Origin of the sequence: Prevotella sp. oral taxon 475 (assembly GCF_018127805.1) — a bacterium.
Classification (GTDB): Bacteria; Bacteroidota; Bacteroidia; order Bacteroidales; family Bacteroidaceae; genus Prevotella.
The window spans coordinates 909881-924675 of record NZ_CP072334.1; the positions used below are offsets into that span (position 1 = coordinate 909881).

Consider the following 14795-nt stretch of genomic DNA (forward strand, 5'->3'; position numbering starts at 1 on the left):
TTTCTCTCCTTCCTACTTCCTCTCTTTTTTTCGTATCTTTGCACCGCAATACAAACAAGAATCAAGATGAAAGAACTCGAATTGAAGTACGGATGCAATCCGAACCAGCAACCCTCGCGGATATGGATCGAGCGTGGCGAACTGCCTCTCGAAGTGCTTAACGGAAGACCGGGCTATATCAATTTTCTCGATGCGCTGAATGGTTGGCAGTTGGTGAGTGAACTGAAAGCGGCTTGCGGTCTGCCGGCAGCGGCCAGTTTTAAACATGTCTCGCCGGCCGGCGCAGCCCTTGGACTGCCGCTCGACGACACGCTGCGGCATATCTATTTCACGCCCGACACGCCTCTCTCACCTTTGGCCTGTGCCTATGCTCGTGCCCGAGGAGCTGACCGCATGAGCAGCTACGGCGATTTCATCGCCCTGAGTGACGTCTGCGACGAGAGCACCGCCCGGATCATCGGGCCTGAAGTGTCTGACGGCGTCATTGCGCCCGGCTTCACCCCCGAGGCTCTCGCCCTGCTCAAGGCTAAACGCCGTGGTACTTACAGCATCATCTGTATCGACCCTGCCTACACGCCCGATCCGATTGAGCGCAAACAGGTATTCGGCATTACCTTCGAGCAGGCCCGGAACCATCTGCGACTCGACTCGCCCGAGCTCTTTGCTCACATCCCCACGCGTAATCAGAGTTTTACTCCAGAAGCTCGGCGCGACCTCGTCCTGGCTCTCATTACCCTGAAGTATACCCAGAGTAATTCGGTTTGCTATGCCAAGGACGGACAGGCCATCGGCATCGGAGCCGGACAGCAAAGCCGGATCCACTGCACCCGACTGGCCGGGCAGAAGGCCGACACCTGGTGGTTGCGGCAGCATCCGCGGGTGATGAATCTGCCTTTCGTCGAGGGCATCCGCCGAGCCGATCGCGACAATTGTATCGACCTCTTCATCGGCGACGACCACGACGACGTTCTTGCCGAGGGTGCTTGGCAGCAGTTCTTCCGTCACCGTCCCGAGCCTCTCACCGCCGAGGAGCGGCGCGAGTGGATCGCACGTCAGAGGGGTGTCTCTCTGGGTAGTGATGCCTTCTTCCCTTTTGGCGACAACATCGAGCGAGCCCATCGCAGCGGCGTGCAGTTCATCGCACAGGCCGGCGGATCGGTGCGCGACGACCACGTCATCGCTACCTGCGACAAATACGACATCGCCATGGCCTTTACCGGCGTGAGACTGTTTCACCATTAATCCCCTCTTCTTAGATGGACATCGACGACATCATCTCGGGCGGCGGAATGACCTTCCGAAAAGGTTCTTCCGTCACGCCGCGGTCTGAAAAGAAGGTGAAGACCAAGGCCAAGAAAAAACAATATATCACCGGAGCGCATGGCAGCGGTTCTGCCAAACAAAAGGCCAAATACCGCGAGCAACGCGCCAACCGCAAACGGCGATAACTCGCCCCATTTCTCGAGAAGTACCGCTGGCAGACCCGGCGGTGCTTCTCTCTTTTTCGGAACCACCGCCGGGACTCGCTGAAGGATTCCTCGTGGCGGGAAACGGCCGCTGGCACCCAGGGAAGGATTCCCCGCGGCGGGAAACGGCCGCTGGCACCCAGGGAAGGATTCCCCGCGGCGGGAAACGGCCGCTGACACCCAGGGAAGGATTCCCCGCGGCGGGAAACGGCCGCTGGCACCCAGGGAAGGATTCCCCGCGGCGGGAAACGGCCGCTGGCACCCAGGAAAGGATTCCCCGCGGCGGGAAATGGCCGCTGGCACCCAGGGAAGGATTCCCCGCGGCGGGAAATGGCCGCTGGCACCCAGGGACGATTCCCCGCCGCGGGGAATCGTCACAGAAATAAAAACGGCGTCTCTGATCATTTCAGAGACGCCGTTTTCGTCGTATTCTATACAGAAACATTTGTCTTAACTCCCTTTTACTCCTTTACTCCTTAACTCCTCCTTTATTCCTTCCCTCCTTTATTCCTTCTCTCCCTAAAACCCTCTCCACCGCCTCATAGATGGCTTTGCCGCGCAGGCCCTTGGCCACGATGCGACCCTCGGGACTGACGAGCAGAATCTCGGGGATAGAGATGATGGAATAGGCCGAGAGCACCTCTTTGCGCGCCTCCTTGGAGAGGAGCAGGTGAGCCCAGAGAGCACCGTCGTCGGCAATAGCCTTGAGCCAATCGGCACGGCGGAAGTCGGTAGAAACCCCCAAGACGGCGAGCCCACGGGTTTTGAAGTCGGTATAGGCGCGCAGAAGATTCGGTGTCTCTTTGCGACACCAGGTGCAACTCGAACTCCAAAAGTCTACCAACACGTACCGCCCGCGGAAGTCTTTCAGCGACAGCGGTCGACCCTCGGGGTCGATTCCCGTGATGTCGGGTGCCGGTCGGCCTACCAGGGTTCGTTCAGCCGCCTCCACCTTCTGCATTGCTCGCAGGAAGTAAAGGCTTTGACGGGCCGCAGAATCGTAGATAGAAAGCTGTCGACGAGCCTCGTCTATCTGTTCGGCCGAGGTGAGGCGGGCGTGTTGCAGTCGGTAGGTATAGTAGAGATAAAGTCCGAAGAGCGTGCTGCCGTGCGCCGAGATGCGGTCGTCGAGCCAAGTTCTGAGCTGTTTGTAGGCCTGTGCATAGATGGGAGCCGAGGAGGTTTTGATGCGCTGCATGGCCAGTTGGTCGCCACGGTCGCGGGCCGAATAAAACAGTTGGTCGAGCGAATCGAGCGTGTGCCGCTGTCCCGCCACCTCTTTCTCCTGTACAAATCGTTCGTACTCGCGTTGCCAAACGCTACCCGGCATCGTGAGATGGAGACTTCCGTCGTTGCTGATGGCGAGGTGGATGCGGTTCTCTCCGGCGGAGAGGAAGACGTAACGCCCGTGCTGGAGAGTAGATTCCATATCGTTGGGGTTGAACACGGGCGAGAGGAAGACGAGTTGCGAGCGTAGCGTGTCGTTGCGATAGCGAATGGTGCCCTGCGTCAATTCAATAGAGTCGAGGGGTAGGAGATAGCTGTTCTGTTCGTCGTAGACTGTGAAAAGATAAAGCCGGTGGCAGTCGCCAGTCGTCATCGTGCCTGTAAGGGCAATGCCTTCGGCCCGGGAAAACAGGCAGAGGGCAAGCCAGGAGAGGAGGAAGAAGATTCTCTTTGACATCTGTTTCGTGTGGGATTAGGTCAGCGTTCATTGGGTTGCATCGTTCCGCTGTTGAAGCGTAACACCTTGGGCGGAATGGGCAAGACATACTTCGCGTCGTTGGCTGGCAGAGTGAAAGTTCCCTCGGCTGTGGCATGTGTCACGGTCTTGGCAAAGCGTGCGTCGCGGTTCAACCGCTTGAGGTCGATGTAACGCGTCATCCCCGACATGGCCAACTCTCGCCGACGCTCCTCGAGCACCTGCCTCAGGGCATCGTCGTTGTTGGCCGCTGTGAGTGGAGTATGATCCTTAATGCGGTTGTTGCGCAGCTGATTGATGAGCTGCATTGCCCTTGTGGCCGACCCTACGCGAGCTTCGCATTCGGCAGCGATGAGATACAACTCGGGGGTAGACACAGCTAAGTTGGCCCGCAGATAGGGAGCCCACACGTAATGGGTGGTAGGGATGTTGCGGAAGTTTTGCGTGAAATAGATTTGCAGTCGCATATCTTTGGCCGGATAGAGGGCGATGAGTTCGTCGGATCCGAACACCTTCGAGCTCATGCCATACACATAGGGAGCGAACTTGATGTAGATATTCTCCGGGTTGTCGATGTCTTGCGGCACGTTGGTTCTGCCGATAGAGTTTTGCGGCTTCACTACAGCATATTTCTTCAGGTCCATCAACGTTCCGTTGGTGGCCAAAACCTCGTTTGCAGCGGCCAATGCCTGGGTGTAGTCTCCCATGTAGAGATAGGTCTTGGCCAAGATTCCTACGCCTGCGGCCTTTGAAGCGCGGAAGGCATTGCTCTTGGGACGAGCCGGGAGATCGGGCAGAGCGGTCTGCAAGTCGGCCAAGATTTGTGCGTAAACCTCCTTGACACTCGCCCGCACCAAATTCTTTCGCGAGATATTTTCGTCCAGAATGAGTGGCACGCCGGGATCTGTCGCCGCCGTGTTCTCGTCGTAATGACGGGCATAACCGTTCACGAGATAGAGATACTCTAAGGCCCGACTCACCAAAGCCTCGGCCCTGATGGAGCGTTTCTCTTGTTCGGTGGCCTCTTCCGCTCCCATTACGTTGTCCACTACTGTGTTGTAGTAGTAGATTCGGGAATAAGAGGCATACCAAAGTCCATCATCGGCAGCATCGCCGAATACCTCTTTCTGATACGTATAAAGGTTTTTGATGGCCAGGTCTACGCTATTCAGTCCGGGAGTTGCCGTTCCTTCGGCCACGTCGGGCAGGAAAACGTCGTCGGTGAGATAGGTTGGGTAAACGTCCGACACCTTTTGCACACTTTCGTGGTTAAGAAGCGTTTCAAAATCGGCCGCCGTCTGCGGGATGGTAGCACCTTTCGGCTTGATGCCGAGATAGCTGTCGCAGGAAGCAAGCAAGGTTCCTGCGACCCAGCATGCCAGTATGATCGTCTTTGTCTTCATTGTTTTTGAGGTTTAAAATTGAGCAGACAGGCCTATTGTCCATGTTGTTGGATTGGGAATGGCCCGTTGTCCCCATCCGTATCCGAAGGTTCCCAGTGCCTCGGGGTCGATTCCGCTGTGGTTGGCCTTCCAGGTCAGCACGTTCTGGACCTGAACTGTGAGGTTGAGAGCTGTCATTCTGCATTTTGTCACCCAACGTCTGTCGAAGTGATAGGTGAGCGACACGTCGCGCAACTTGATGTAATCGCCTTTGATGACGTGAATATCCGACGCATACCAAGGATGGCGCACCGAGGTGAGGTCGAGGTTATAACCGGTGAAGGCCGGTGTGACGCCTGCCCGTTGTTCGTCGCCGGGTTGTTGCCATCTATTTAAAATCGTTCGACTCACATTCGTTGTCGGTGGTAAGGAGAGGAAAGGAGCCGCCTCGCCTCGTAGCACATGTCCGCCGTAATAGATGAACATCAACGAGAGTTCAAAGCCTTTGTAGGCAAAGATGTTGGTGAGCGAACCACTATACCTCGGATGCCGTGTGCCCGAATAGGTGAGGTCGTCCATCGAGGTGATGCCTTTTACCACATCTTTTCCGCCGTTGGCATAGTATTGCGGGGTTCCATCGGTAGGGTTCAGGCCCGCATAGCGGAAGCTGAACACGGCTCCGAGAGGATAACCTTTAACCGATGCACTGCCGGTGGTCATTCCAAAGACGTTGATATTCGAGTCGTCGATGTCGATAAGTTTGTTTTTGTTATACCCTAAGTTCAGACTGGTAGACCAGCTGAAGTCCTTTGTCTCGATGTTTCTGCTGTTGAGCGTGAGCTCTACGCCCCGGTTGTACATCGAACCGTAGTTGAGCGTCACCATCCGCCAGCCCAGCGTGGGGTCGGCTTCACGACTTGCGAGCAGATCGGTAGACCTTTTGTTATAAAACTCCAATGTTCCCGAGAGGCGATGACCCAGCACGGCGAAGTCGAGTCCTACGTTGGTCGTTGCCGTTTTTTCCCAACGCAGGGCGGGATTGGGCGGATTTTTGATTTCCGAACCGAACTCCTTGCTCCACTGATTATATCTGGCTGCCTCGAACGTGAGGTAAGGCCCAGCCTCTTTGGGGACATTTCCGCCGATGCCATAGGTCAGTCTGAGTGTCAGATTATCCAGCCACGAGGCCCTATCTTTCAAAAACTTCTCTTTCTTTGCATGCCAAGCAGCACCCACCGACCAAAGCGGACGATACTGATACTTAGGATCGGTGCCGAAAAGATTCGACTGATCCACACGGATACTCCCCGTCACGTCATAGCGATTGTCGTAAGAATAAGAAGCATTTCCATAGAACGACACAAAGCGATCTTCCACTTCGGTGATGTAGTTGTTAAAGATGGAATGCCACATGAAAGAACCCGTCAGCGACTCGGTGCGCATTAGCGACGAGAGCGACAACGGATTGACGGGCTTATAGCCCAAACTATTTTCGTCGAAGCCCATGTAGTAGATCGAGGTAGAGGTTGATTTCTTCTGTCGGCGTTCGCCTCCGGCAAGAGCCGTGATGAGATGTTGGCCGAACTCACGGTTGAAGTTGAGTTGCGCCCGCAAGGTGTATGCCGCCACATCTCCGCGGATTTCCGACTTCTGCGCTCCTTTCGGGACGTTCAATGTTAGAGTTTTCCGCATCGTGTTATACTGTGCAGCATCGTTCACCATGTTTCTTACGGTGTAAGACTTAGCACTGAAAAACTCGCTGCTCTTGCTCGTCGTATTCTCTGTTTGGAAACGAACGTCGAAGTTCAAACCCTCCATCAACTTGAAGTTCAGTCCTGCCTGCACCCTGTAATACTGGTCGCGACTGTCGAAACGCTCTTCCTTGCGATTGACAATGGGGTTGAACGTCTCGTCCATCAATCCGATTCCCTTCAGTCGTTCCAGTTCGTAGTCCGATTTATATTTAGGAAAATTCACCGGATTTCCATCCTTATCGCGCAGCATCGTATAAGAAGGGTTGTTGCGGTAGATGTCTGTAAACTGTCCCATTCCGGTGTCTCCCTTGTCGTGTGTAAAGCTACCGGTGATACCGATGTCGGCTTTCAGCCATTTGAAAAAGAGGATGTTGTCTCTCAACGTGAAACCATAACGTTCAGAAGACTGGTAGCGCGCGTTGTAACTGTTGCCGTCGTAGTTGAGCGAAAACACGTATCGGTTTTTCGGATTACCGCCAGAGATGCTTAGGTTGTGCTGATGGCGCACGCCTGTTTTGGTATAAAAGTCTTCCAGTTCCTTTCGGTTGTCTAAGTTGCGATAGGTCTCCAAGCCCGTTTCCAGCTGGTTATTGTCAATCATTCCCGCCTTATGTTTGTAGAGAAGTTCCAGCACGGGGTTCACCTTTACCCGTTCGTCAAGGTAGGCATACTGATTGGAGTCGTATCGGAAGCCTTCTTTCTGCAAGTCTACCAGTTCCCTACTATTGAGCAGATTCAAGCTACCCATATCGGGTCGAGGGGTGAACTTCACGCTGGCATCATATCTCACAGAAGTCTTACCGTTGGCATTTCCGTCGATGGTGCTGATCACAATCACGCCGTTGGCCGCCCTTGCACCGTAGATAGAGGCAGCAGCAGCATCTTTGAGGAAGGTGATGTTCTTCACGATGGCAGGGTTGATGCTGTTGATGTTCCCTTCGAACGGAACGCCGTCTACTACCAACAACGGTTCGTTGCGTGTGGGTCCGCCTCTCAGTGTAGCCATACCTCTTATATAATACTCGCCATTTTGCTGCACCAGTCCCGGCACCTGTCCCTCCAATCGCGTGATGATGTTGGTTTGTAGTTTGCCTTTCAGTTTCTCGGGTGTAATCACATGAAACGAACCCGTTGCCCTTTCGCGTGAGAGAGTTTGATAACCCGTCACGATCACGTCGCCCAACGACCGTTCGTCGGTTTTCATCACGATGTTCAGCACGCTGTGTTTAGCCGCGTTCACCTCCATTGTCTCCATGCCGATGAACGACACCGTGAGCATTGTTTCATGAGCCCCGAGCCAGATGTCGAAGCGTCCATCGGCATCGGTCAGGCAGTTGCCGTGTCCGTTTTTCACAGCAATGGTAACGCCGGTGAGCGACTCTCCGTTTTCGTCGGTTACTCTTCCTTGCACGTGTCGCTTCTGCATTTCGCTTCGTTCCTGGGTGTTTGTGCGTGCTCCATGACTTGTTTGCGCCTGCAAGGGCTTGCTGCCCAGACACAACAACAGAGCCGAAAGTCCCCACACCACCAGCCGATGGCCGTTTGTTGTCAACGATGTGAAAGGCTTGTGCCCTTCGTTCTTCTTTCTTCTCATAACATGCTCATTATCATTTTTTATAGGTCACTGGTATTTATTTCACAGTTTAATGTTGCGAAAATAAAGCAATTTTAAAAGAAATACAAACAAAACAAGAGATTTTTTCATTAAGAACAAAATTTCTACTTTCTGTTCCTCGTTCTCTGTTTCCGTCGTTTGGGCATTGATGCGCTTTGTCTTTGTCCGTATCATGCTCTCTCAATCTGCCACCCTCGAATGCAGTCGACATCCCGTTTTCGTTCATAAGGATGGGAAAAAGCCTATTGGCAAATTTTAAAGGTCTTGTTCTTTCGAACGTTAAATCTTTCATAGAAAACTCCTGTATGGTTCGATTCTTTTGCATCCAAGGTATCGTTGACTTCAAATTCGGCCGTATTTAGCAGTTTTGTAATCCTTTGTCTATCAATGATATATCGGAAAAGAACCCGAAGGCCTATCTCCTAAAGGCCCCGAAAAGAGGCTTAAGAAGGCGGTAAAGACAGGTTTCTGGCGATGCAAAAGTTTAGCTTTCGCCTGCTCATCTCTTAGCTTTTGCCTGTCGAAAGGCCGTCTTTTGCTTTTCAGTAGGTCAAAAAGTGTCTTTTCGATGTTCGTTCATCGCCTTTTTATCTCTATTTGGTGATTTTCGGCGTGTTAAATATGGAAGCAGAAAGAATTAAATAATGATAATTTGTAGACGAATGTATAGCCTGCAAATGAAAGCTTCTGAACGGAGACGAGTCTGCGTTTGCACAAAAATATCCCATCATTGGCAGGCAATGATGGGATGATGTGGAGGACATACTGCCTGAAAACAACTTGTAAGAGAGCGGGAAGCTTTACTTTCCGGGCTTGTTTCCGCCCTTTTCAATGCGCACCACTCCGCTGGAATAAATCAGCGTGTGTTGGCGCAACTTCTTGGTGTGATGGTCGAAAACTAAGGCGGGGTCGAAACGTCGACCCTTGAAATAGACTTCAAAGTGCAGGTGCTCGGTGGTGGCCCGGCCCGTTCTGCCGGTCAGTCCGATGACATCTCCCGCCTTCACAGCCTGTCCTGCTTTTACCAGATTTTTAGACTGGTGACTGTATAACGTCTCGAAACCATTTTCATGACGTATCACAATGCAATTGCCATAGCCGAAGAACGGTCCCGAACGGGTGACAATGCCGTTGAAGGCAGCCAACACATTGTCGTTGGCTTTGGTCTTGATGTCTACGCCGGAATGCCGCCGCCGCCCTCCATACGGACTGATGACGTGACTTCCTGGCAGAGGATAGGCCCACTCATCATCGCCGAAATCGGTGAGGACGAGCCGGTTGCTGTTGGTCTCGCGCAGTATCTTAGCAGGTTTGATCAATGTTTTATCGGTAGTTTTCTTCTCCTCTTCCGCTTTTTTTTCTTCTTCTTTCTTGTTTTTTAGTTCGTCTTCCTTGGTCTTTTTGTTGAGTTTTGCTTTGCCGGTAAGATCTTTCTCGGTTGCTACCGACACGTTGACATGTGTGCTTTTCTTCTCGCAGAGTAAGACAACACGGTGCAGACGGTGGCTCTTCACATCGAAGATGATGTTGGGGTTGATGCGTCCGCCGTTCACCATCACCCAAAACAGACAGGATACTTTTCCGTTTCGATTGCCCACAATGGCAATACTCTGTCCTGCTTCCACTTTTTGGCCGCACTTGACAAGGTTCTGTGCATTGTGCGCATACACCGTTTCCAGTCCGTTGTCATGGCGAATCACGATGACGTTGCCATATTTCTGCATTTTGCGAGCGAGCCTCACGCGGCCCGAAAACAGGGCTTTCACGGCATCGCCCTTGCTCGTTGCTATCTCCAGGGCATTGTCTTTCATCGCCGTGGCCTTGCCTACGGGCAGAGGGAAAGAGTAGTCGTGCTCTTTCACTGCGGCCAAATCGATGGTGAAGGAGGAGGTTTTGTCGAACAATCCTGGCGTGGCAATGCTGATTTGCTGGGTTTCGGCAGCGGTAAACTGGTCGTCTGCAAAGGCCGAAAAGCAGAAAAACAGAAGAAGAAAGAGGCTTGAAAGACGCATATCTTTTTAGGTTTGATGGAGTTTTATGCCCGTAAAAATTCGCCCGGAGGCCGTTCCAAGCCTTCGGGCAGAGAAATATTCGTGATAGTTGGCATAGGTGCAGATGCCCGTGTTTTGAATGTTTGTCGGCTCAAGATCCAACTCTTGCAGTTGCAATTGGTTGCAAAGAGGCAGATCGAGGTGCCATTTTTCTTGTCGTCGGGCTATCTGCTCCATGGCAAATCCGGCTTGTGCAAAAGCTTGATACACCTCGTCGCCCACCTCGAAATGGGTCAGCGAGATGCCCGGACCTATCACCGCGCGCAACGTTTCGGGGCGGGTTTGATAGGCTCTGCCCATCTCTTCCACCGTTTTCTGTAGGATGCGCTTTGCCGTTCCGCGCCATCCGGCGTGCACAGCAGCCACTGATCGGTGAATGCTGTCGTAGAGAAGAATGGGAATACAGTCGGCCGTAGAAACGCCGATGCACACTTCTGGCAGGTCAGTGATGAGCGCATCTACCCCATCGAGCACCATTTGACGCACCGACGGAGACAAGGAGAAAAACTCTTCGCCTATCTGTCGGATGGTGGTTCCGTGGGTCTGATGGGGCAGTACCAGTCGATTTTCATCCAAAGAGAGTTCTTGGCAGAGCAACCTTCGGTTCTGTTCGACGGCAGTAGGAGCATCGCCGCAATAGGGATTGATGTTCAACGAGGCGTAATTGTCTTTGCTCACGCCGCCCTGGCGCGTCGTGCTGAAGGCCGAAACTTGCGGCGAAAGCCGGTAGGTTGTTAGTTGAAGCATCTTCCTCTTATTCGTTTTCCTCGTACTCGAAGTCGTCGATGTCTTCCACATCGCTCTCGTCCAGATACACCACATCTAAGTCTTCGCCCTCGGCTTCCTGCTCGAAGGCGAACCGGCTTATGTCCTTATCACGGTGCACCAGTGTGTCTTCGGCAAGGATGTTCTTGAGTTTGTTGCTCTCGCTGTTCAGCTCCTGCCACAGGATGTCTTTGAGCTGGTTCAGTCCTTGTCCCGTAACGGCAGAGATAAACACTGTGGGAAGATCGTCGGGAAGGGTTTCGCGCAACATCTCAATGAGTTCTTCGTCCAGCAAATCGCACTTGGTGATGGCCAAGACGCGATGTTTGTCGTTGAGCTCCGGGTTGAAGTTGTTGAGCTCTTTCAGTAGAATCTCATATTCTTTCTTGATGTCGTCGGTATCGCCGGGCACCATAAAAAGCAGTAACGAGTTGCGTTCGATGTGGCGAAGAAAGCGCAAACCGAGCCCTTTCCCTTCGCTCGCACCCTCGATAATACCGGGGATGTCGGCCATGACAAAGGATTGATGGTCGTGATAGGCAATGATGCCAAGCGAGGGTTCGAGGGTGGTGAAGGGATAGTTGGCTATCTTCGGACGCGCCGAAGATAGCGAAGAAAGCAACGTAGACTTCCCTGCATTGGGGAATCCCACAAGGCCTACGTCGGCCAGAAGCTTGAGTTCGAGAATCACGGTCATCTCTTCCATCGGCTCCCCTGGCTGCGCATAGCGTGGCGTTTGATTGGTAGCGGTTCGGAATTGGAAGTTTCCCAATCCGCCTCTACCGCCTTTGAGCAAGAGCACCTCTTGCCCGTCGTGTAGCACATCACAGACATATTTGCCCGTTTCGGCGTTATATACCACCGTTCCGCAAGGCACATCGATGTACATATCTTTGCCGTCGGTGCCGTGACACTTGTCTCTGCCACCGTTGCCGCCATGCTCTGCAAAGACATGACGTTGGTATTTAAGGTGCAACAGCGTCCAATAATTATGGTTGCCACGCAGGTAAACGTTGCCGCCACGTCCGCCATCGCCTCCGTCGGGACCGCCGTTGGGGTTGTATTTTACATGGCGTAGGTGCATGGAACCTCTGCCGCCTTTCCCTGAACGGCAGTAAATCTTCACATAATCTACAAAATTTGAATCGGGCATGTTGGGCTTTTTAGGAGTGAAAGGAGTGATGAGGAGTTAAGGAGTTGAGACATTCGCTTTGTCGGTAGAAGAGTGGGGAAGAATCTCCTTTAACTCCTTAAGAGCATAACTCCAACAGTTACAGGCGCTCTAACACGCTGCACACATCGGCAAAGATGCGTTCCAGTTCGCCGAGACCATCGATATGATTGTGCACACCCTCCTTTTTATACCACTCGATGAGGGGAGCTGTCTGACTGTGATATACGTTCAGACGTTTCTTGATCGTCTCTTCATTGTCATCGGAGCGGCCACTTTGCTGTCCACGCAGCAGTAAACGCTTCATGAGTTCCTCCTCGGGGACGTCGAGTTCTATCATTGCTGCCACCTTATGGCCACGCTCTTCCAACATCTTTTTTAAGGCCTCGGCCTGTGGAATGGTGCGGGGGAAACCATCGAAGATAACGCCTTTGTGGTCTTTCCCAAAACTGTCGTATACGCTTGCCAGGATATCGATCATCAGTTCGTCGGGAATGAGCTGCCCTTTGTCGATAAAGTCTTTGGCGGTAGTGCCTAACGGCGTTCCGTTTTTAATCTCGTTGCGCAATACATCGCCCGTAGAGATGTGCTCGAAACCGTATTTTGCGATCATTTTATCGCTTTGTGTACCCTTGCCAGAACCGGGTGCACCGAAGATAACTACATTTTTCATATATGAATGGATGAATGATTGAATGATGTGGAAGGGAGGAGCAAATTATGAACTCAACGTATAGATGTCTCTTAAGTTGCGCCCCTGTTGATCGTAATCCAGTCCGTAGCCCACGATAAAGTCGTTCGGAATTTCCATAACGGCATATTCCACGTTGAGCGGAACTGTCAACCGATCGGGTTTCAATAATAAGGTGCAGATATGTATCGACTCCGGATTGCGCGTTCCCAGCGTTTCTATCATCCTTTTCATGGTCAATCCCGACTCCACAATATCTTCAACGATGATAACAGTGCGGCCGTTCAGGTCTTCATTGATGCCGAACACCTCCTTAATAACACCCGTAGAGGTGGTGCCTTGGTAAGAGGCCAACTTTACAAACGATATTTCGCAAGGAATGGTAAGCATGCGCATGAGGTCTGCTGCAAAGACAAACGAACCGTTCAATACGGCCAACAGCAGCGGATTCTTTCCCTCCATGTCTTTATTGATCTTGTCGGCAACGACCTTGATGCGCTTCAAAATCTCGGCTTCCGGTATGGAAGTCTCAAAGATTTTGTCCTTTAATTTTATTCGAGCCATAACCTATTTTTTTGCTGTTAAGCTGCAAAGTTACAGAAAATATGCCGAAAGGAGCTTCCGTTCTCGTTTTATTAACAAGGCTGATGCACGCATTTCCGTAGATAAAACAGCGAGAAACACATCCAAATAATTATTGTTAAAAGCTTTGTTCTTTCCCTTTTTTGACAGGATTTTATTCGTATCTTTGCCGCATAAAACTTAAATGCGCGTTTAAGTTTCCAAGAAAAGGGTAATGAAACAGAGAAAGCAACGATTCGTTGAAAGATAAACAAGTATATTATTTAAATAAGGTATGAAACAAAAGAAATGGTTTATGCTGATGGCCTTTGCCGCATTGATGGTGTCGTGCGGCAACAATGGCAATATGAAAATGGGGGATAATGAATATCCAGTGGAGACAATTGGTACGCAGGGTTCAGAAATGCAAACCACCTATCCCGCATCGATCAAAGGTATTCAAGATGTAGAAATCCGTCCGAAAGTGTCGGGATTCATTACCCAACTCTGTGTGCAAGAGGGGCAAGCGGTGAAAGCCGGGCAATTGCTTTTTGTGATTGATAATACCACTTATCAAGCTCAGGTGCGTCAGGCACAAGCCGCTCTCAGTTCGGCAAAGGCACAACTCAACACTTCGAAGCTGACTTACGAGAATAGTAAGAAACTGTTTGAGAAGAATGTTATCGGTTCTTACGAACTGCAAACAGCTCAAAACACATACGAAAACGCACGAGCCGCAGTGGCACAGGCACAAGCTGCACTTAGTTCGGCAAAAGATATGTTAGGTTTTTGCTACGTAAAGAGTCCGGCAAACGGCGTCATCGGTAGTTTGCCTTACAAGGTGGGAGCATTGGTGAGTGCCTCAAGTGTCGACCCATTGACCACTGTGTCGGATGTGGCAACAGTGGAAGTGTATTTCTCGATGACAGAAAAAGACATTCTCAACCTAACCAAAAAGGCAGGCGGAATACATGCTGCGATTAGCGATTTTCCCGCGGTCAAACTGCAACTGGCCGATGGAACGATGTATAACGAACTGGGAAAGGTGACGAAAGTGAGCGGTGTTATCAATCAAACCACAGGATCGGTATCGATGATTGCTCGTTTTCCCAATCCCAATCGTCTGCTCAAGAGCGGTGCATCGGGAACAATCGTTGTGCCCAGGGTCAGTAACAACAGTATTGTTATCCCTCAAAGTGCCACCACAGAGATACAAGATAAAATCTTTGTTTACGTTGTTACGCCCCAAAATCGGGTGAAATACACCGAGATTCAGGTCAATCCGCAAAACGATGGCAACCATTATGTTGTGACAAACGGCTTGAATGCGGGCGATAGAATTGTGACAAAGGGACTTACTTCGTTAACCGATAGCATGGAGATCAAGCCCATCACTGAGGCGCAATACGCTAAAAAGATTGCCGAAGCAGCCAAATTGGGCAAGAATCAGGCAAGCACCAAGGGTTTTATAGATATGATGAAGAAGTAGAATGAATCGTTTTTAGGTTTGCAGGCTTTTCTTTCTGGGATGGGGTTGCGTCAAGTTGTTGCACAGCAGAAGTCATGTTTCTGCATCGCAACAATAGCCGTATCGAAATCAACGTGCCCTCTTAAAGACTTAACAAAGCAAGAACTTA

The 14795-nt window shown here is 51.5% G+C and carries 12 protein-coding genes; 3 read left to right on the forward strand and 9 right to left on the reverse strand.

From position 1 onward, the window contains the following. Positions 1-66: 66 nt before the first annotated feature. Complete coding sequence (locus J5A66_RS03500) at positions 67-1242, forward strand: phosphoribosylaminoimidazolecarboxamide formyltransferase (protein WP_211791067.1); 1176 nt, start codon at positions 67-69, stop codon at positions 1240-1242. Positions 1243-1256: 14 nt separating this feature from the next. After that, a complete protein-coding gene (locus tag J5A66_RS03505; RefSeq protein WP_211791068.1) occupies positions 1257-1448 on the forward strand; it encodes a hypothetical protein in 192 nt (63 codons plus the stop codon). 487 nt (positions 1449-1935) lie between these two features. Here the strand turns inward: J5A66_RS03505 and J5A66_RS03510 are convergent, their stop codons facing one another. From J5A66_RS03510 to hpt, 9 genes are all read right to left on the reverse strand, one after another. Beyond that, complete coding sequence (locus J5A66_RS03510) at positions 1936-3150, reverse strand: TlpA disulfide reductase family protein (RefSeq protein WP_211791069.1); 1215 nt, start codon at positions 3148-3150, stop codon at positions 1936-1938. A gap of 20 nt (positions 3151-3170) precedes the next feature. Next, entirely contained in the window at positions 3171-4571 is a 1401-nt protein-coding gene (locus J5A66_RS03515) for a RagB/SusD family nutrient uptake outer membrane protein (RefSeq protein WP_211791070.1), read from the reverse strand. A gap of 12 nt (positions 4572-4583) precedes the next feature. After that, positions 4584-7898 carry a SusC/RagA family TonB-linked outer membrane protein gene (locus tag J5A66_RS03520; RefSeq protein WP_249110020.1) on the reverse strand — a complete coding sequence of 1105 codons (3315 nt, stop codon included), beginning with the start codon at positions 7896-7898 and terminating at the stop codon, positions 4584-4586. A 49-nt stretch (positions 7899-7947) separates the two neighbouring features. After that, positions 7948-8211 (reverse strand): hypothetical protein, encoded by a 264-nt coding sequence (locus tag J5A66_RS03525; protein ID WP_211791071.1) that lies wholly within the window; start codon positions 8209-8211, stop codon positions 7948-7950. 508 nt (positions 8212-8719) lie between these two features. Then, a complete protein-coding gene (locus J5A66_RS03530) occupies positions 8720-9931 on the reverse strand; it encodes a M23 family metallopeptidase (RefSeq protein ID WP_211791072.1) in 1212 nt (403 codons plus the stop codon). Between the two features lie 6 nt (positions 9932-9937). Further along, positions 9938-10717, reverse strand: a complete 780-nt coding sequence (pgeF, locus tag J5A66_RS03535; protein WP_211791073.1) for a peptidoglycan editing factor PgeF — start codon at positions 10715-10717, stop codon at positions 9938-9940. 7 nt (positions 10718-10724) lie between these two features. After that, positions 10725-11888 (reverse strand): GTPase ObgE, encoded by a 1164-nt coding sequence (gene obgE / locus J5A66_RS03540; protein ID WP_211791074.1) that lies wholly within the window; start codon positions 11886-11888, stop codon positions 10725-10727. A 118-nt stretch (positions 11889-12006) separates the two neighbouring features. Continuing rightward, on the reverse strand, positions 12007-12579 hold the full coding sequence (locus tag J5A66_RS03545; RefSeq protein ID WP_211791075.1) for an adenylate kinase: 573 nt from the start codon (positions 12577-12579) through the stop codon (positions 12007-12009). Between the two features lie 45 nt (positions 12580-12624). Next, the gene (hpt, locus tag J5A66_RS03550; protein WP_211791076.1) at positions 12625-13161 is read right to left on the reverse strand and encodes a hypoxanthine phosphoribosyltransferase; all 537 of its coding nucleotides are present in this window, start codon (positions 13159-13161) and stop codon (positions 12625-12627) included. Positions 13162-13453: 292 nt separating this feature from the next. Here hpt and J5A66_RS03555 point away from each other — a divergent pair, with 292 nt between their 5' ends. Beyond that, a complete protein-coding gene (locus J5A66_RS03555) occupies positions 13454-14647 on the forward strand; it encodes an efflux RND transporter periplasmic adaptor subunit (protein ID WP_211791078.1) in 1194 nt (397 codons plus the stop codon). The last annotated feature ends 148 nt before the right edge of the window (positions 14648-14795 follow it).